Annotated in this window: 12 protein-coding genes and 1 pseudogene; 9 read left to right on the plus strand and 4 right to left on the minus strand. The window is 70.3% G+C overall.

Annotated features, from left to right (window positions below):
• The first annotated feature begins 38 nt into the window (after positions 1-38).
• The 7 genes from PU704_RS09465 to PU704_RS09495 all read left to right on the plus strand — a co-directional run bounded on the left by PU704_RS09465 (position 39) and on the right by PU704_RS09495 (position 8,562).
• Entirely contained in the window at positions 39-1,511 is a 1,473-nt protein-coding gene (locus PU704_RS09465; protein WP_277551133.1) for an aldehyde dehydrogenase family protein, read from the plus strand.
• A 299-nt stretch (positions 1,512-1,810) separates the two neighbouring features.
• Positions 1,811-2,047: a glutaredoxin-like protein NrdH gene (gene nrdH, locus PU704_RS09470; RefSeq protein ID WP_047804163.1), complete on the plus strand. Its 237-nt coding sequence runs from the start codon at positions 1,811-1,813 to the stop codon at positions 2,045-2,047.
• A 92-nt stretch (positions 2,048-2,139) separates the two neighbouring features.
• Complete coding sequence (nrdI, locus tag PU704_RS09475; protein ID WP_277551134.1) at positions 2,140-2,634, plus strand: class Ib ribonucleoside-diphosphate reductase assembly flavoprotein NrdI; 495 nt, start codon at positions 2,140-2,142, stop codon at positions 2,632-2,634.
• Positions 2,631-4,790, plus strand: a complete 2,160-nt coding sequence (gene nrdE, locus PU704_RS09480) for a class 1b ribonucleoside-diphosphate reductase subunit alpha (protein WP_277551135.1) — start codon at positions 2,631-2,633, stop codon at positions 4,788-4,790. The genes nrdI and nrdE overlap by 4 nt, the downstream gene beginning before the upstream one ends.
• Positions 4,791-4,878: 88 nt before the next feature.
• Positions 4,879-5,877 carry a class 1b ribonucleoside-diphosphate reductase subunit beta gene (gene nrdF / locus PU704_RS09485; protein WP_062734489.1) on the plus strand — a complete coding sequence of 333 codons (999 nt, stop codon included), beginning with the start codon at positions 4,879-4,881 and terminating at the stop codon, positions 5,875-5,877.
• Positions 5,878-6,164: 287 nt separating this feature from the next.
• Positions 6,165-7,478: a DUF2252 domain-containing protein gene (locus PU704_RS09490; RefSeq protein WP_277551136.1), complete on the plus strand. Its 1,314-nt coding sequence runs from the start codon at positions 6,165-6,167 to the stop codon at positions 7,476-7,478.
• Positions 7,479-8,076: 598 nt separating this feature from the next.
• On the plus strand, positions 8,077-8,562 hold the full coding sequence (locus PU704_RS09495; RefSeq protein WP_277551137.1) for a potassium channel family protein: 486 nt from the start codon (positions 8,077-8,079) through the stop codon (positions 8,560-8,562).
• A 228-nt stretch (positions 8,563-8,790) separates the two neighbouring features.
• On the opposite strand, the gene PU704_RS09500 is transcribed toward PU704_RS09495, so the two are convergent.
• Together PU704_RS09500 and PU704_RS09505 are read right to left on the minus strand one after the other, a co-directional pair.
• Entirely contained in the window at positions 8,791-9,465 is a 675-nt protein-coding gene (locus tag PU704_RS09500) for a dihydrofolate reductase family protein (protein ID WP_277551138.1), read from the minus strand.
• A gap of 193 nt (positions 9,466-9,658) precedes the next feature.
• Positions 9,659-11,020 (minus strand): HNH endonuclease signature motif containing protein, encoded by a 1,362-nt coding sequence (locus PU704_RS09505; RefSeq protein WP_277551139.1) that lies wholly within the window; start codon positions 11,018-11,020, stop codon positions 9,659-9,661.
• Between the two features lie 1,047 nt (positions 11,021-12,067).
• On the opposite strand from PU704_RS09505, the pseudogene PU704_RS09510 reads away from it, so the two are divergent.
• A pseudogene (locus PU704_RS09510) lies at positions 12,068-13,581 on the plus strand (MFS transporter).
• A gap of 18 nt (positions 13,582-13,599) precedes the next feature.
• On the opposite strand, the gene PU704_RS09515 reads toward PU704_RS09510, so the two are convergent.
• Complete coding sequence (locus PU704_RS09515) at positions 13,600-14,547, minus strand: helix-turn-helix transcriptional regulator (protein ID WP_277551140.1); 948 nt, start codon at positions 14,545-14,547, stop codon at positions 13,600-13,602.
• 655 nt (positions 14,548-15,202) lie between these two features.
• On the opposite strand from PU704_RS09515, the gene PU704_RS09520 reads away from it, so the two are divergent.
• A complete protein-coding gene (locus PU704_RS09520) occupies positions 15,203-16,609 on the plus strand; it encodes an MBL fold metallo-hydrolase (RefSeq protein WP_277551141.1) in 1,407 nt (468 codons plus the stop codon).
• A 723-nt stretch (positions 16,610-17,332) separates the two neighbouring features.
• On the opposite strand, the gene PU704_RS09525 is transcribed toward PU704_RS09520, so the two are convergent.
• A complete protein-coding gene (locus PU704_RS09525) occupies positions 17,333-17,632 on the minus strand; it encodes a rhodanese-like domain-containing protein (protein ID WP_277551142.1) in 300 nt (99 codons plus the stop codon).
• Positions 17,633-17,734 lie beyond the last annotated feature (102 nt).

The following is a 17,734-nucleotide window of genomic DNA, read 5'->3' on the forward strand; positions in this document are numbered from 1 at the left end:
CGGCGTGGAACGTCCGAGCGCGGTCCTACGCTGGAGCCATGACGAGCACCCGCAGCACCCTCGCCGCCGCCCCGGCCGCCACCACCGGGGACTTCCCAGCGGTCGACGCCGCCGTCGCCCGGGCCCGTGCGTCCTTCGTCCCGGACCTGGACCTCGAGGCCCGGCTGGACCGGCTCCAGCGGCTGGAGGACCTCCTGCGGGAGAACCGTGAGGCGCTCCAGGACGCCCTCGCGGCCGACCTCGGCAAGCCCCCTGCCGAGGCGTGGCTGACCGAGATCGGCTTCACCCTCGAGGAGATCGCCGGGATCCGCAAGGAGCTGCGCCGCTGGATGGCCCCGGTGCGGATCCCGGTCCCGCTGAGCCTGGCCCCGGCCCGCTCCCGGATCGAGCACCAGCCGCTCGGCACCGTGCTGGTGATGGCGCCGTGGAACTACCCCGTCCAGCTGGTCCTGAGTCCGCTGGCGGGAGCGCTCGCCGCCGGCAACACCGTCGTCGTCAAGCCCTCCGAGGTCTCCGCGACGGTCTCCGCGGTGCTGGCCGGACTGCTCGAGACGTACCTGGGGGACTGCGTCAGCGTGGTCGAGGGCGGCGTCCCGGAGACCACCCGGTTGCTGGAGCACCGTTTCGACCACGTCTTCTACACCGGCAACGGGACGGTCGCCCGGATCGTGATGGCCGCGGCCGCCCGGCACCTGACGCCGGTGACGCTCGAGCTGGGCGGGAAGTCCCCGGCCTGGGTGGACGGCTCGACCGATCTGCGGACCGCCGCGCGGCGGATCGTGTGGGGGAAGTTCCTCAACGCCGGACAGACCTGCGTGGCGCCGGACCACGTCCTCGGCACGCCCGGGACGCTGGCCGCCCTCGAGCCCGAGCTGGTGCGGGCGGTGGGGGAGCTCTACGGGAAGGACCCGCGCCGCAGCGGCTCCTACGGGCGGATCGTCACCGAACGCCACCTCGACCGGCTCACCGGCCTCCTGGACCAGGTCCCTGCCGAGGACGTGGTGTGCGGCGGCGCGGCCGACCCGGAGGCGCGCTACCTGGCGCCCACGGTGGTGCGCTCGGCCCCGGACGGCCCGCTGATGGCCGAGGAGATCTTCGGGCCCGTCCTGCCGCTGGTGCCGGTGGAGTCGGCCGAGCACGCGGTGGAGCTCGTCACCGCGAGGGACAAGCCGCTGGCCCTCTACGTGTTCACCGAGGACAGGGCGGTCAAGGAGCTCTTCCGCCGGCGCACGTCCTCCGGCGGGCTGTCCTTCAACGCGCCGCTGCTGCAGCTGAGCAGCCCGGAGCTGCCCTTCGGCGGAGTGGGGGAGAGCGGCACCGGCGCCTACCACGGGAAGTTCTCGTTCACCACGTTCTCCCACGCGCGGGCGGTCCTGGACAAGCCGCTCGCCCCCGACACCCTGCGGGTCGTCTACCCGCCCTACCGGGGCCTGCGGGCGCTGCTCGCCGGCGCGGCGGTCGGTCTGCGACGGCCCCGCCGCCGGAGCCGACACGCCGTGTCCGAAAATTAATTCGGTCCGCCGTCCGGGGGCCCCGCGGAGCGCACAGCCTGTGCATATCGGGGCCCCGGTCGCGGATTTCCGCGACCCCCGCGGACGGGGCCCTGTGGATGGCCGAGGCCTGTCCTGGGGATAGCCAGAGAGGAGCTGTGGACAACCGTCACCACTGCATCTAGGGGTCACTTCCCCTTCCGGACACTAGATGTAGTATTGAAATCAGCCACCCGGAGAGACCCCTTCACCGCCGCAGAGTCTGCGGAAGTCCCGGATCTCCCCCGAAAAACCACCCGAGCGACCAAGGGGAAACAGCGATGTCCGTGACCGTGTACAGCAAGCCGTCCTGCGTCCAGTGCAATGCCACCTACCGGGCCCTGACCAAGAAGGGCATCGAGTACAACGTCGTCGACGTCACCGAGGACGAGGCGGCCCTGGCCCACGTCCTGGCGCTGGGCTACCAGCAGGTCCCGGTCGTCGAGACGCCCACCGAGCACTGGTCCGGCTACCGTCCGGACAAGATCACCTCCCTGGCCGTGCTGCTCTCGGCCTGAGGCCCGCGCGCCGCCCGCTTCCCCGCGGCGCCCGGTCCCGGACCCGGATGCAGGACCACCGGCCACCGACCCACCCCGGAGCGCGGAAGCACATGAGCACGAACCACCCCGGCACCACCGGGACCGCTCTGCAGGACCCCGGCGCCGCCCGCCCGGCGTCCGCGTCCTGCGCCCCCCTGGTCGTCTACTTCTCCTCGGTCTCCAACAACACGCACCGCTTCGTCGAGAAGCTCGCCGCCCGCGCGGTGCGCCTTCCTCTTCTGACCGGGGAGGAGCCCCCCGAGATGACCGAGCCCTTCGTGCTGGTCGCCCCGACCTACGGGCGGCCCAGTGGCAGCGGGGCCGTTCCGCCGCAGGTCGTGAAGTTCCTCAACAGGGAGGCCAACCGGCGGCTGCTGCGCGGCGTGATCGGCGCGGGCAACACCAACTTCGGGCCGGCGTTCTGCCTGGCCGCGGACAAGATCGCGGCCAAGTGCGACGTCCCCGTCCTCTACAAGTTCGAACTCATGGGCACCTCCGAGGATGTCCGCAAGGTAAACGAAGGATTGGAACAGTTTTGGCGACAATTTCCGCAGCCCCGGGCGTGAGCGTCGAGCCCGGCCACGAGGACAAGCGCGTTCCGCAGAAGTACCAGGGCCTGGGCTACCACGAGCTCAACGCCCTGCTGAACCTCTACGACGCGGACGGCAACATCCAGTTCGACGCCGACCGGCAGGCCGCGCGGCAGTACTTCCTGCAGCACGTCAACAACAACACCGTCTTCTTCCACGACCTCGAGGAGAAGCTCGACTACCTGGTCTCGCACCAGTACTACGAGCCCGAGGTCCTGGCGAAGTACAGCCGGGACTTCATCAAGGAGCTCTCCAAGCGGGCCTACGCGAAGAAGTTCCGCTTCGAGACCTTCCTGGGCGCGTTCAAGTTCTACACGTCCTACACGCTGAAGACCTTCGACGGCCAGCGCTACCTCGAGCGCTTCGAGGACCGCGTGGTCATGGTCTCCCTCTACCTCGCCGACGGCGACGAGACCCTCGCCGCCCAGCTCGTGGACGAGATCATCTCCGGGCGCTTCCAGCCGGCCACCCCCACGTTCCTCAACGCGGGCAAGCAGCAGCGGGGTGAGCTCGTCTCCTGCTTCCTGCTGCGCATCGAGGACAACATGGAGTCCATCGGGCGCTCCATCAACTCCGCGCTGCAGCTGTCCAAGCGCGGCGGCGGCGTGGCGTTCGCGCTGACCAACATCCGTGAGGCCGGCGCCCCGATCAAGAAGATCGAGAACCAGTCCTCGGGCATCATCCCGATCATGAAGCTGCTGGAGGACTCCTTCTCCTACGCCAACCAGCTCGGTGCCCGCCAGGGCGCGGGGGCGGTGTACCTGCACGCCCACCACCCGGACATCTACAGCTTCCTGGACACCAAGCGGGAGAACGCGGACGAGAAGATCCGGATCAAGACCCTGTCCCTGGGCGTGGTCATCCCGGACATCACGTTCGAGCTGGCCAAGAAGAACCAGGACATGTACCTGTTCTCCCCGTACGACGTCGAGCGGGTCTACGGCATGCCGTTCTCGGACGTGAACGTGAGCGAGAAGTACCACGAGATGGTCGCCGACGGCCGGATCCAGAAGAAGAAGATCAAGGCCCGCGAGTTCTTCCAGACCCTCGCCGAGGTGCAGTTCGAGTCCGGCTACCCGTACGTCATGTTCGAGGACACCGTGAACCGGGCGAACCCGATCGACGGCAAGATCATCATGTCCAACCTGTGCTCCGAGATCCTCCAGGTCTCCGAGCCGTCCACGTACCACGAGGACCTGGACTACGACGAGGTCGGCAAGGACATCTCCTGCAACCTCGGCTCCCTCAACATCGCCCTCACCATGCAGTCCCCGGACTTCGGCCAGTCGGTGGAGACCGCGATCCGGGGCCTCACCGCGGTGTCGGACATGTCCAACATCAACTCGGTGCCCTCGATCGAGCGCGGCAACCAGATGTCCCACGCGGTGGGGCTGGGCCAGATGAACCTGCACGGCTACCTCGCCAAGGAGCACATCCACTACGGCTCCGAGGAAGGCCTCGACTTCACGAACATCTACTTCTACACGGTCACCTACCACGCGATCCGCGCGTCGAACGAGATCGCGAAGGAGCGGCGGGCCACGTTCGCCGGTTTCGAGCGGTCCCAGTACGCGACGGGGGAGTACTTCGCCAAGTACACCGACCGCGAGTGGGCCCCGGCCACCGGGCGCGTCCGGCAGCTGTTCGCCGAGGCCGGCGTGCACATCCCCACGCAGGAGGACTGGGCGCGGCTCAGGGCCTCGGTGATGGAGCACGGGATGTACAACCAGAACCTCCAGGCCGTCCCGCCGACCGGGTCCATCTCCTACATCAACAACTCGACGTCCTCGATCCACCCGATCGCCTCGAAGATCGAGATCCGCAAGGAGGGCAAGCTGGGCCGCGTGTACTACCCGGCGCCCTTCATGAACAACGAGAACCTGGAGTACTTCCAGGACGCCTACGAGATCGGCTACGAGAAGATCATCGACACCTACGCCGCGGCCACGCAGCACGTGGACCAGGGCCTGTCCCTGACCCTGTTCTTCAAGGACACGGCCACCACCCGCGACATCAACAAGGCGCAGATCTACGCCTGGCGCAAGGGCATCAAGACGATGTACTACTCCCGGATCCGCCAGCTGGCGCTGGAGGGCACGGAGGTCGAGGGCTGCGTGTCCTGCATGCTTTGACCGCCGGCCCCGGCGACCACCACGAACTCCCCGCGTGCGTCCGCAGGACGCGCGCGGGGGCCCACCCCGTTCAAGGAAGAGACAGACCATGACGCTGGAGAAGAGCGAGAGCATCGACAAGGTGCAGCTGCTCCACCACCAGGCCCAGGCCATCAACTGGAACCGGATCGAGGATCCGAAGGACGACGAGGTCTGGGACCGCCTGACCGCGAACTTCTGGCTGCCCGAGAAGGTCCCGATCTCCAACGACGTCCCCTCGTGGAAGACGCTGACCCTGGAGGAGCAGGAGCTCACCATGCGGGTCTTCACGGGCCTGACGCTGCTGGACACCATCCAGGGCACCGTGGGCGCCGTCTCCCTGATCCCGGACGCCGTGACCCTGCACGAGGAGGCGGTGTACACCAACATCGCGTTCATGGAGTCCGTGCACGCGAAGTCCTACTCCTCGATCTTCTCGACGCTGTCCTCCATGAAGGACATCGACGACGTGTTCCGCTGGTCCCGGGAGAACCCGTACCTGCAGAAGAAGGCCGAGATCGTCATCCGCTACTACAAGGGCGACGACCCGCTGAAGAAGAAGGTGGCCTCGACCCTGCTCGAGTCCTTCCTCTTCTACTCCGGGTTCTACCTGCCCATGTACTGGTCCTCCCGGGCGAAGCTGACGAACACGGCCGACCTGGTCCGCCTGATCATCCGCGACGAGGCCGTGCACGGCTACTACATCGGCTACAAGTTCCAGCGGGCGATGGCCCAGGAGTCGCAGGAGCGCCAGGACGAGCTGAAGCTCTACACCTACGAACTGCTCGACGAGCTCTACGAGAACGAGGTGCTCTACACCGAGTCGCTCTACGACGGGGTGGGGTGGACCGAGGACGTCAAGAAGTTCCTGCACTACAACGCCAACAAGGCCCTCAACAACCTGGGCTTCGAGGCGTTGTTCCCGAAGGAGATGACCGACGTCTCGGCGGCGATCCTCTCCGCGCTGTCCCCGAACGCCGACGAGAACCACGACTTCTTCTCCGGCTCGGGCTCCTCCTACGTCATCGGCAAGGCCGTGAACACGGAGGACGAGGACTGGGACTTCTGATCTCTTGTGTGGTCCCGACCTGTCTGAGCAGTGTGGCCCTGTCTGAGCAGATCGGCCGCCCGTTCTGAGCATGGATCGGATGTGGTGATACCGCGGTCCACCCGACCTCCCGATCCTCCTGCCCGGTCCCGGCGATCTGTCGATCCAGTCGCCGGGATCGGGCAGTTGAGCGGACGAAGCATGGTGCCCGAGGATCCTTCTCGGGTGCGGCAATGCCGGAGCCGGCGTCCGGGCAGTGCCCTGCCTTCCCCGTCCCGGCTCCCAGGCGCCCTGCCTAGGGTCGCCGGATGGACCAGTCAGCCGAGCGTCAGCAGCACATCGTGGACACCCTCGTGGAGGCCCTGGAGGACCTCATGCACGCGAACCCGCTCGCGTTCCGGACCCGGTTCCGGAAGATGGCGGCGGACCCGTACGCGTTCTACCGCGGCAGCGCCGCCCTGTTCTACGCCGACATGGGGGAGCTGGAGGACGCCTGGGCGGATGAGCGCACCAGCCGGGTCTGGATCCAGGGCGATCTGCACGCGGAGAACTTCGGCACGTACATGAGCAGTGAGGGCCGGCTGACCTTCGACGTCAACGACTTCGACGAGGCCTACGTGGGGCACTTCTCCTGGGACCTGCGCCGCTTCGTGGCGTCGCTGTCCCTGCTGTGCTGGCAGAAGGCGCCGCCCTCGGAGGTCGCCCGCGACCTCGTGCGGACCTATCTGCGGGCATATCTCGACCGGGTCCGGGACTACGTGGCCGACGGCAGCGCGGACTTCGCCTTCGGCCTGGACAACGCCGGAGGTGCCGTCCTGGGCGTGCTGCACGCCGCCCGCAGCGCCCGCCGCACCCGCTTCCTCGAGTCCATGACCCTTATCGACGCCCACGAACGCCACTTCCTCGACGACGGCTCCATCCGGCGGCTGGAGGAGGACGAGCACCGGAGGGTCCAGGCGGCCTTCGAGGACTACCTGGCCACCGTCCCGCAGGACGTGCGTTCCCGGCGCCGGGTGTTCTACAAGGTCAAGGCGATCGTGGGGAAGAAGGGCTTCGGCATCGGCAGCGCGGGACTGCCGACCTACAACCTGCTCATCGAGGGCTTCGACGAGGCCCAGGAGAACGACATCGTGCTCACCATGAAGCAGGCCAAGGTGGCCGCCCCGAGCCGGATCGTGGCCGACGAGCGGGTGCGGGACTTCTTCGCCGACGACGGCCACCGCGCCGTGATCAGCCAGCGGTCGCTGCAGACCCACACCGACCCGCTGCTGGGTCACACCACATTGGACGGGAAGGCCTTCGTCGTCTCCGAGCTCTCCCCCTACACGCTGGACCTGGCCTGGGGAGAGCTCACCGAACCCGACCAGATCGCCCCCGTGATGCGGGACCTGGGGCAGGCCACGGCCAAGATCCACTGCTCCACGGACGAGGACGGGGACCACGACCTCGTGCCGTTCCGGACGGAGACCGCGATCACGGGCGTGCTGGAGGGCCGTGAGGACGAGTTCGTCGAGGACCTCGTGGACTTCGCCGAGGACTACGCCGCCACCGTCCGGGCCGACCACGCGCTGTTCGTCGACGCGTTCCGCGAGGGCGGGATCAGCGCCGTGCCCGCCGCCTGACACCTGGTCGTGTGACTCGGGCGGGAGTTGCCCGCCTCCATCCAGGTGGAACTGTCCCGAGAACAGGGCGGGAGACGGTGACGGCGTCCCCGCCGCTTCACACCTGAATGGCCCGGTGCTGTCCCATGAACCGTGCGTGCGTCACCCCCGCGACCAGCCTCGACTCCGGCCGGGTCCATCACGGGAGACCACGAACTCCTCGGTGGTGCCCGTCCCGGTCACGTCGAGACCCGGACGAGGCGGCGGACCTTCACGATCCGACGACCTGATGGCGATGCCGTGCCACGGCAGCGCACCGAGGTCACCGTCCACCGGGTTCGCGGCAGCACGGGTCCTCCTGGGCCAGGTCCCACTCGTCGGGACCGGCCAGGACCGGCGGGCAGGACACGCCTTCGACGTCTTCGCGGGACGGCGCTGCCGGCAATGCGGACGGGCACTTCTTGCGCGTGCGACGGGTTCCTCGGGTACGGTCGACCCACCGGTACGACGTCCGCTCCGCGGCCGATTCGACCGGGGCTGACACAGGAGGCGCAGGCCGATGCGGACCGGACGAGGCCCCGGCCCTCCGGGCAGGGATGGAACACCGGGCCTGCGCCGCATGCTGGTGCGGTCGACGCTGTCAGGGCTGGGCGTCGTCCTGGCGTACTTCGTGCTGCCGTTCACCTCCGCGTTCACCGGCAGCACGGTCCTGGTGCTCGTCGGCGGCCTCGTGCTCGTCGCGGCGTTGCTGGTCTGGCAGATCCGCGCTATCTGGGTCTCCCCGGTGCCGCGGGCGCAGGCCTTCGGGACGCTGGCGCTCACTCTGCCGGTGTTCGTCGTGGTCTTCGCCGCCACGTACTACCTGATGTCCCGTGCCGTCCCCGAGCACTGGTCCGAGCCGCTGAGCCGGCTGGACGCCTTCTACTTCGCGGTGACGGTCATCGCGACCGTCGGTTTCGGGGACATCACGGCCGTCTCCCAGGCCGCCCGCGCCGTGGTCACGGTGCAGATGATCGGCAACCTCCTCCTGGTCGGCCTGATCGCCCGGGTGATCATGCGCGCTGTCCAGGAGGGGCTGGAACGGCGGGACTCCGTGTCCGAGTGAGCGGCAACAGGTTTCCACGGCCCTGGCAGGGGGTGGCCGGTCTCGGCTCGGGTTCCAGGGAGGTCCGGGACGGTCCGTCCAGCCGGGTGCGACCGGGCCCGACCTCACCGCCGCGGCCGGGAGCGGGGTGGACGCGGCCGGCAAAGGGACGTGGAGGCCTGCGCGGCAACCTCCTGCCCGGCACCGGCCCCGGAGGTGGCGCCGCTGCCGTCCGGTGCCGCCGTGCCGTCACCCACTGGATGCTGTGCGGTCCGTGCCGCGCGTGTGCGCATCGGTGCTCGCCTGCTGGCCGGCCTGTGCGACGTCGACGCCGGTCACCGGGGCGCCCGCCCGCTCGTAGACGAGGGACACGGCTCCCTTCGGGAACGCCCGCGGCGGTGCCGCCAGGGTGAAGGCGGCCGGGACGGCGCCCCTGCCGAAGATCCGCTTGCCCGAGCCCAGGACCAGCGGATAGAGGAGGAGGTTCAGCCGGTCGACGAGGTCCTCCCGCAGCAGGGTGGTCAGGAGCTCGCCGCTGCCGATGACGCGCACTGCGTCGAAGCGGTCCCGGAGCGCACGCACCTCCGCCGCGACGTCCCGCAGGACCGTGGTGCCCGCCCACGACGGGTCGGTCAGCGTGCGCGACACGACGAACTTCGGCACGGCGTTGAACGTCACGGCGATCGGGTCGTCGTCCCCGTGGGCCGGCCAGTAGTCGGCGAAGATGTCGTACGTCCTGCGTCCGAGCAGCAGCGCGTCCAGACGAGCGATGCCGGCGCCGATCGTCTCGCCCGTTGCGTCGTCGAAGTACGCGCCCTGCCAGCCGCCGAGTTCGAAGCCGCCCGCACGGTCCTCGTCGGGTCCGCCCGGGCCCTGATAGACGCCGTCGAGGGTGAGGAAGAGATCGGCCTGGATGATGCCCATGGAGTGGTCCTTCGGTGTGCGACGTCCGAGGCGCACCATCCTGTCCGGCCCCCGCCCGGGGGTCAATCCTGGGGCGGTGCATGACGGCGAGCCGTGCCGGGCACTCAGGACGGTGGCCTCGATCGCGGGTGAACGCCGCATCGACCGGTACGCCGGTGCCCCGGCGCACGAAGCGAGGTCTGGTCGCGGGAGCTCACCGGGCGGTCGGTGGAAAGCCGGGCACTCGGGCATCAGAAGGGCGGGGGAGCGCCAACCGGGGCGAGGGGCGGAGGGTTTCCGGACGGTCCGCCGACGACCGGTGTGCATCGGGGGTCTGTGAGGACGCCACGGCCACCGACGTGCTCGGGCACGGACCGGTGCACGAGTCCGGCCGGTGACGTCCACTCCAGCACCGCGGTACGTCCCGGCGGTTCCCCATTTGCTCGAGTGCGGGCTCTGCCTCGACCCGCCGGACCGACCAGCGCCCGAGGTGCCCGCCGCGGTGCTTGATCCGGTGATGGTGCCGACACAGTGCGGCCAGGTTGTGCTCGGCCGTCCGTCCCCCTTCGGCCCAGGCCATGGTGTGGTCCAGATCGCAGCTCTCGGCTCGGCGCCGGCACCCGGGAAACCGACAGGTGCCGTCACGCAGCTCGACCAGACGACGCAGGTGCCGCGGCACCGCATAGACGGTGCGGTCGTGGTCAAGAATTACCCCCGTGGTGGGGTGGGTCAGCACCCGGTGCCAGGCCCCGGCCCCGGCAGCCAGCTGACGCGCCACCTCCGCGCTGATCGGGCCGTAGCCGGACAGCATCGGGGCACCGCACCCGGCCGCTCCTGACTCTGTTCCGGCACCGGTCAGCACCGCCACCGGCACGGTCACACTCACCTGCGCCCGGACTCCGCGTGGAAAGCGTTCCTCGTCCGGCAGCACACCGTCCAGGAGCAGGTCCGCCAGCACATCGGCACGCAGTTCTCCTGCCGTGCGCGTCTCCGGGACCTCCGACAGTTCCGGCCCCGGCACGGAGGCCGGTACCGGACGGCCCGGCACCGGTACGTCCTCGCCCAGCAGGGTGGCCAGTTCTTCGAGTCTGCCGTGCACCGCGAGCGCCACGTGCGCGTCCAGCAGCGCGTGCAGATAGGCCGTCCCGTCGGGCGCCGGCTCCACCCACACCGCACGATGCTTCCGTGCGGCTCGCCGACTGCGCTCCTCGGCGTCGGCCACGAGCACGGCGCGCCGGGCACGGGCCGTTGCCCGCAGCTGCGCAGCCGTGGCATGCGGCGCCCGTTCCAGCAGTTCGGTGATCAGGCGGCAGGCGGCCTCCACGGGCGGCGGCACGCACTGCGTGCCGGTCCAGGTCGGCGCTTCAACGACGAGCTCGCGCCACTGCTCCACCATCACCATGGCCTGGGCGACGCCGATCCGGCCCGCCTCCAGGGCGATCAGGACCTGCGGCTTCATCTCGGCCAGCAGCACGGCGTCCTCCACACGCCGCCGGGCCGTGCCCGACGGCAGCCGGAGGGCCGGCCCGACCTCGGCCGCCACGTCCACGACCAGTTGGTGCTCCGCCTCGGCCAAGGGACTCAGCGGGTCCGGGCGGACAGCACCCCGGGCCGACAGCTCCGCCTCGGCCTTGTCCATCGCCTCGAACCGGGCCGCCGTGCGAGCCGCCTGCGCCGCCAGCCACAGACGGTGGATGCACCGCAGCTGCGCGCCCACGGCCCGCGCCTCCGCCGCCGCCGCGTCAACGAGCTCCAGGGCAGCGGCCCGCACCACCGCGTTCCTCGCCCGGGGGTCCACCATCTCCGGAAGCACAGCTTCACCCGGACATGCCCCACCACTCACCCGGGTCCGGGGCCGCCGCCGAGCCGTTGCCGTCATGGGTTCATGGTCCCGGCGGCGTCCGACGTCCCAAGGTCCTCGATACCGCCTCACAGGGCGAGGTTCCCCGTCGGCCTGCCGGAGTCCGGGACGCCCCACGAGATCGACCTCCCCGCCTCCTGGTGGGGCACCGCTGTCCCGCCGGCAAACCATCATCGCTGCGCGCCTCCTTCCTTTTCACCGGGCGCCGGGACTGCCGGCCAGGCCCGGCGCTCGGGCCCCACAGGACACCCGCAATGAGCCTGCGCCGGCGCTGCACGGGTCCCCTCAACCGCGCGGGGGTCTCCGCTTGGGCCACTCTCCGGCGGGACGTCGACGATCCCCGAGGGGTGACGGTGGTCGGCGCGTCACCGTCCTGAGTCCGGTAGCACCTCCTGCTTCGACGATATGAATCGTCCCGGTTGCCGCCGCGGTTCTGGGCCTCCGCTCCGGTCACTCTCCGGCGGGGACGTGGACGATCCCCGAAAGACGGCGGGGGTCGGCGCGTCACCGTCCTGAGCGCGCATGCTGTCCGGCACCGGCGGTGCGGGCCGGCCCGGGCCCGGTGCCCGAGGTCGTCGATCCGACCGCCTTGCGCAGCGTGGCGACGCAAGGGCCAGGCCGGACGGGTCGGTTCCCGGCCGCGTGCAGCACCAGCACGTCGGTGCACATCAGTCCGGATCCCGAGAGCGGGATCGGGCGCGTGGCCTGAGCGACGAGCCGGACGGCGCCTACCGTGTCCGCGGCCGCCCCTAGACTGGCCGCATGAAGGAGCAGCAGCCGGGTTCCTCCCGGGCCGTTGACAGTCCCACCGGAGGCGTGGCGGGTCCAGCGGGCGCGGCCCTGCCGCCCGTGGCGGACGGAGACGGCGGGCCGTCGGCTCTGATCGACTCCGACGCCGTCGACACGTCCGTGCGCAGCCCGGCGCAACGGTCCCGCACCTTCGCCGGGATCCTCGTGAACACGGCGCTCGCCAACATCACGACCAGCTACCTGTGGTTCGCCCTGACGTTCTGGGTGTACCTGGAGACGCGCAACGTGATCGCCACCGGGGTGGTCGGCGGCGCGTACATGCTGCTGATCGCGCTCTCCAGCATCAGCTTCGGCACCTTCGTGGACCGTTACCGCAAGCTCGTCGTGATGCGCTTCGCCGCCGTCTTCACCCTGGTGATGTTCGTGCTCGCCGGGATCCTGTACCTTCTCACTCCGATCACCGCCATGGCCGACCTGACCCGGCCGTGGCTGTGGGCCTTCGCCCTGGTCGTCCTGGTCGGAGCCGTGGTGGAGAACATGCGCAACATCGCCCTGTCGACCACGGTCACGATCCTCATCGAACCGGACCGGCGGGCCAACGCCAACGGACTCGTGGGCATGGTGCAAGGACTGATGTTCATCGTCACCTCGGTGCTCTCCGGCCTGTCCGTCGGGCTGCTGGGCATGGGCGGAACAGTCGTCGTCGCCGTGACGCTCACTGCCGTGGCCCTCGTGCACCTGCTCACGCTGCGCATGCCCGAGGAGGTGCGCGCCGCGGCCACGGACGCGCACGGCGGCTTCGATCTCCGGGGTGCCTTCGCGGCTGTACTCGCGGTGTCCGGGCTGTTCGCGCTGATCCTGTTCTCGACGTTCAACAACTTCATCGGTGGCGTCTACATGGCGCTGATGGATCCCTACGGCCTGGAGATGTTCCCCGTGGAGATCTGGGGAGCGGTCTTCGCGCTCGGGGCCACGGGTTTCATCGTGGGCGGGGCGCTGATCGGCAAGTTCGGGCTCGGGTCCAACCCGTTGCGCACCATGCTGCTCGCGGTGGTCGCGATGGGAGTGCTCGGCGCCGTGTTCACCCTGCGGGAGTGGGCCTGGCTGTACGTCCTCGGCATCTGGCTCTACCTCGTGCTCGTCCCCTTCGTGGAGGGGCGGAACAGACGGTCATCCAGCGTGTCGTGCCGCTGGAGCGGCAGGGCCGGGTCTTCGGTTTCGCCATGGCGTTCGAGTCCGCCGCCGCGCCGATCACCGCCTTCCTCATCGCACCGATCGCCCAGGTCTGGATCATCCCGTACGCGCGATCGGCCGAGGGCTCCGCCCAGCTGGCTCCGCTGCTGGGAGAGGGCACTTCCCGCGGCATCGCCCTGGTGTTCCTCGTGGCAGGAATCGTCATGATCGTGGCCGCACTGCTGGCCTTCCTGACCCCGGTCTACCGTCGGGTCTCGGCGTCGTACGCTCAGGTGGCCGCGGCGGGCGACGAAGCCGTCGTCACCGCACCCTCGGCCGCATCCTCAAGCTGAGCCGGACGTGCTGCTCGCTCAGCGGCCGAGAGTGCGGCTGGGCGTCGTCCCGTAGACCTGCCGGTAGTACTGGGCGAAGCGGCCCGGGTGGGCGAAGCCCCAGCGGGCGGCGATCTCCCGCACGGTGTCCCCGCGAGCGGGGTCACCGTGCTGCAGCTCGCGGTGGGCGGCGTCCATCCGGGTTCGGCGCAGGTACTGGGCCGGCGTCAGCCCCGTCGGATGATTGGCGCGGAAAGCCCGCACCAGGGCCTTCGTGGTCGTCCGGGCCGCCCGGGCTGCGTCCTCCACGGTGATCGGGTCGCCGGCGTGGTCGTCGAAGTACTGGAGCGCGATCCGGTACCGGCGGCACTGGGTCTCCATGGACAGGTACCGCTCCGCGTGGTCCCCGCGCAGCGGGAAGCACTCGAGAAGTCCCACGGCCAGGTGGCGGGAGAGGTCGGCGCGCACCACGGGCTCGTCGAAGGCCGCGGATGCCAGCACACCGGCGCTGAAGCGCGCCAGCTCGGACCAGTACTGCCCCAGCCGGGTGCTGAGCGGCACGGAGGACGTGAAGCTCACCGGAGTCTCGGTGCCGTAGACGGTGTCGGCGGTCTCCTGCACCACGTCCACGGGAAGGTGCGCGAGGGTGACGTCCACGTCCTCGGCCACGACGAGCACCGGATGCTCCGGGCGGAACAGCAGCGGCGATCCGGTGGCGGCGGTACCGGTCTCCTGCCGCGTCTGCCAGTCGTAGCGTCTGCCGTCCACGTGGGACACGGTGAAGGTCGCGGTGTCCCCCCACAGGGACATCGCGCCACCCACGTGCACCCGGGAGACAGCACCTCGCGCGTCACCGGCGCGTGACAGCTGGTAGCGGAACGCAGGATCGGCGGAGCCGTAGCCGAAGCGCAGTCCGGTCTGCTCCCCGAGCACGGGCAGCACGTCCGGGTCCGAGACCGTGAGTTCGTGGCGGAACACCTCACCCATGAGCCAGTACCACCTTCCGCACAGGCCGCGTCCGGCACTGCCTCAGCTTCGACCATCCGCACCTCGGTCGGGGAGATCTCGCCCCAGTATGGCCCGGCCTCTCGGAATGCACGACCGGTGCCGCCACATGCGCACGCATGTGACGGCATGCGGCGCGGTCGCGTGGCGGACGTGCAGGAGCGCCAGGAACCTGCGGCGGTCGGATGCTGCGAGCTCCTGGCATAGGGCGAACCGGGCCGGCGCTCGGGCGCCGACCAGACCGGCGGTCAGGGCTCGAACAGGTCCCACCCGGCGAACCCACCCTCGGCCCGGCCCCGGACACGGCGAAGACGGCCGAGCCGATGGGTGTCGTCCACATGGTGAACACGGCCAGCTCGTCGCGCCGCTGCTCGATCGGCCCGAACCGGCGCTCGCCGCCGGTTCGGCAGGGCGCGAACGGCTGCCCGGCTCCGCCTGCGGTGCCGTCCCTCTGGCACTGCGGAACCGTTGTCGTCGCCGGGCCCATGGCTCATGCCTCTGACTTGCATCGAGGCGTCCAGGAGCATACCCCCCGGGGTACTTGAACGGTACCCCCGGGGGTATTACTGTTGGTACCAGACGGCCGGAGGAGCTCCTGCCGGATCCCTGTTCCACCCATCCTGCGAAGGAGATACCCATGCTCATCGAGCGCATCTACGACGAGGACCTCGCTCAGGCCAGCTACTTCATCGGGTGCCAGCGCACGAAAGAGGCCTTGGTGGTCGACCCCCGCCGCGACATCGCCGTCTACCGGGACCTGGCCGCCAAGAACGGCATGCGGATCACCGCGGTCACCGAGACCCACATCCATGCCGACTACCTCTCCGGAACCCGCGAGCTGGCCGCCGGCACCGGGGCCACCATGCACGTCTCGGGCGAGGGCGGAGAGGACTGGCAGTACGAGTTCGACGCCGAGCGCCTGCACGACGGCGACGAGCTCCGGATCGGCAACATCGTGGTGCAGGCCGTGCACACCCCGGGCCACACGCCGGAGCATCTGTCCTTCCTGGTCACCGACGGCGCCTTCGCCGACGCCCCGGGCTACATGCTCACCGGTGACTTCGTCTTCTCCGGCGACCTGGGGCGTCCCGACCTGCTCGACGAGGCCGCCGGCGGGGTGGGCACTCGCTTGCTCGGGGCGCAGCAGATGTTCGCCAGCCTCAAGGAGAAGTTCCTGACGCTGCCCGACCATGTCCAGGTCTTCCCCGGGCACGGGGCCGGATCGGCCTGCGGCAAGGCCCTGGGCGCGATTCCGTCGACCACGGTGGGCTACGAGCGGCTCTACTCCTGGTGGGGTCCCTACCTGGTCGCCGACGACGAGGCGGGCTTCGTGGAGGAGCTGCTCGAGGGTCAGCCCGACGCCCCGTTCTACTTCGGGCGGATGAAGAACCAGAACCGGCGGGGCCCGGCGGTCATGGGGGAGCGTGCCCCCCTGCCCCAGCTCGACGCGCAGCAGGTCGCACGGCTGCTCGCCGCCGACGAGGCCACCTTCGTGGACACCCGCTCCGCGGCCGAGGTGCACGCCGGCACAGTGTCCGGGGCGTTGAACATCCCCGCCGGCGGATCGGTGGCGGCCTACGCGGCCTGGGCCGTGAACCCCGAGACCGACGCCCGTCCGCTGGTGCTGCTGGCCGCAGATCAGGAGGTGGCCCAGGACTTCTGGGACCACCTGGTGCGTGTGGGCATCGACAGGGTCGCCGGCTACGTCATCAGCACTGCGGACCTGCCGCGGTCCATCCCGCAGCTGGTCCGGCCCGAGGAGGTCGAGTCCTTCGACATGGCCGTCCTGCTGGACGTGCGCGCCGCGAGCGAGCACGCCGCCGGCCACGTGCCCGGATCTGTGCAGCTGCACGGGGGCCGGGTGCTGTGGAACCTGGACCGGCTGCCGCAGCAGGGCACCATCGTGACCTACTGCCAGAGCGGGCTGCGGTCCTCGGTCGTGGCCTCCACGCTCCGTCACGCCGGCTACGACGTGACCGAGCTCGACGGCTCCTACGCCGGCTGGGCTGCCCACCGGGGCACCGTGGCCGCCGCCGCGCGCTGATCTCGAGCTCCGAGCGCCCATGGACCGAAGGGGCCGCCCGCAACACGCGGGCGGCCCCTTGTGTCGTCTTCGGCCATGACGGGCTGGCTCGGGCGACACGCCGGTGCGCCTTCGGCAGGATGACCCGGAGCGGCCGAAGTGCCCACAGGGACGACACGCGCCCGGCGGAGGAGGCGACGACTCGTCCGATCGGATGCTGCCCTTCCGGCCTGCAGCGGAGTCGGGTGGCCACCTGCACGCCGACGCCCGGCCCCGGGCCGCCGGGCACTGGGTGCCTGGCGCCGGGTACCGGACGCTGGGCACCGAGTGCCGGGTGCCGGGTGCCGGGCGCCGGCGACGATTCCGCCACCAGCAGTTGGCACGGGGCGCGGCCCGGGTGATGGTCCGCCCCGACGTCGTCGTCACGGACGGAGATGTCGAGAACTTCGCCCGGACAGGCCCAGCGACCGCCGTCCCGCTCCGGGAACATCCCCAGGCATGCCCCTATCAGGCCGTCCACGCGGCCTCGGCGGACGGGGGCGCTCGCCGGGCGGTGCGATGCGGAGGCGCTCCGGGCGCGCTCCGGGGTCGCCCTGCTGCACGGATCCCGTTCGGGCCACTCCGGCTCCGGCGGGGCGCAGTGAGGGGCGGTGGATACGGCGGAAGGGGCCGTCCGCCAGATGCGGACGGCCCCTTCGAGCTGTCGGTGCCCGATGTCCGACGGTCGGTGCCGGGTGTTGTGGATCAGCGGACGGGCAGCCCGGCGCGCTCCAGGGAGAGCATGCCGCCGGCCATGGTGTCCTCCGCGGTGCAGCCGGCGCCGGTGAGCGCGTCGGCCACCCGGGCGCTGCGGTTACCGCTGCTCCAGGCGACGATCACCGGGCGGGTCCGGTCGATGTCGGGCAGGCGGGAGGTGAGCTGCCCCATGGGGATGTGGAGGGCGCCGGGGATCATGCCGTCGGCGTCCTCGACGTCCTCGCGGACGTCGAGGAGCTGGTCCTGGGGGCGGCACTGCTCGGCCTCGGTGACGGTGATCCCGGACATGGCTGTTTCAGGGAATGCTCGATGCTGCGGGACGGTGGCGGCGGAGCCGGGCGGCGGCGCACGCGGCCCTCGGTCAGGGCCGGTCAGCGCCGATCAGTCTTG

The organism is Kocuria oceani, assembly GCF_029524215.1.
GTDB classification, from domain to species: Bacteria; Actinomycetota; Actinomycetes; order Actinomycetales; family Micrococcaceae; genus Kocuria; species Kocuria oceani.

Coding starts and splice junctions, on each gene's coding strand:
- nrdF (WP_062734489.1), top strand. CDS start 4,879: ATGACGCTGGAGAAGAGCGAGAGCATCGACAAGGTGCAGCTGCTCCAC.
- PU704_RS09500 (WP_277551138.1), bottom strand. CDS start 9,465: ATGGGCATCATCCAGGCCGATCTCTTCCTCACCCTCGACGGCGTCTAT.
- PU704_RS09520 (WP_277551141.1), top strand. CDS start 15,203: ATGCTCATCGAGCGCATCTACGACGAGGACCTCGCTCAGGCCAGCTAC.
- nrdI (WP_277551134.1), top strand. CDS start 2,140: ATGAGCACGAACCACCCCGGCACCACCGGGACCGCTCTGCAGGACCCC.
- PU704_RS09490 (WP_277551136.1), top strand. CDS start 6,165: ATGGACCAGTCAGCCGAGCGTCAGCAGCACATCGTGGACACCCTCGTG.
- nrdH (WP_047804163.1), top strand. CDS start 1,811: ATGTCCGTGACCGTGTACAGCAAGCCGTCCTGCGTCCAGTGCAATGCC.
- PU704_RS09495 (WP_277551137.1), top strand. CDS start 8,077: ATGCTGGTGCGGTCGACGCTGTCAGGGCTGGGCGTCGTCCTGGCGTAC.
- PU704_RS09525 (WP_277551142.1), bottom strand. CDS start 17,632: ATGTCCGGGATCACCGTCACCGAGGCCGAGCAGTGCCGCCCCCAGGAC.
- PU704_RS09465 (WP_277551133.1), top strand. CDS start 39: ATGACGAGCACCCGCAGCACCCTCGCCGCCGCCCCGGCCGCCACCACC.
- PU704_RS09515 (WP_277551140.1), bottom strand. CDS start 14,547: ATGGGTGAGGTGTTCCGCCACGAACTCACGGTCTCGGACCCGGACGTG.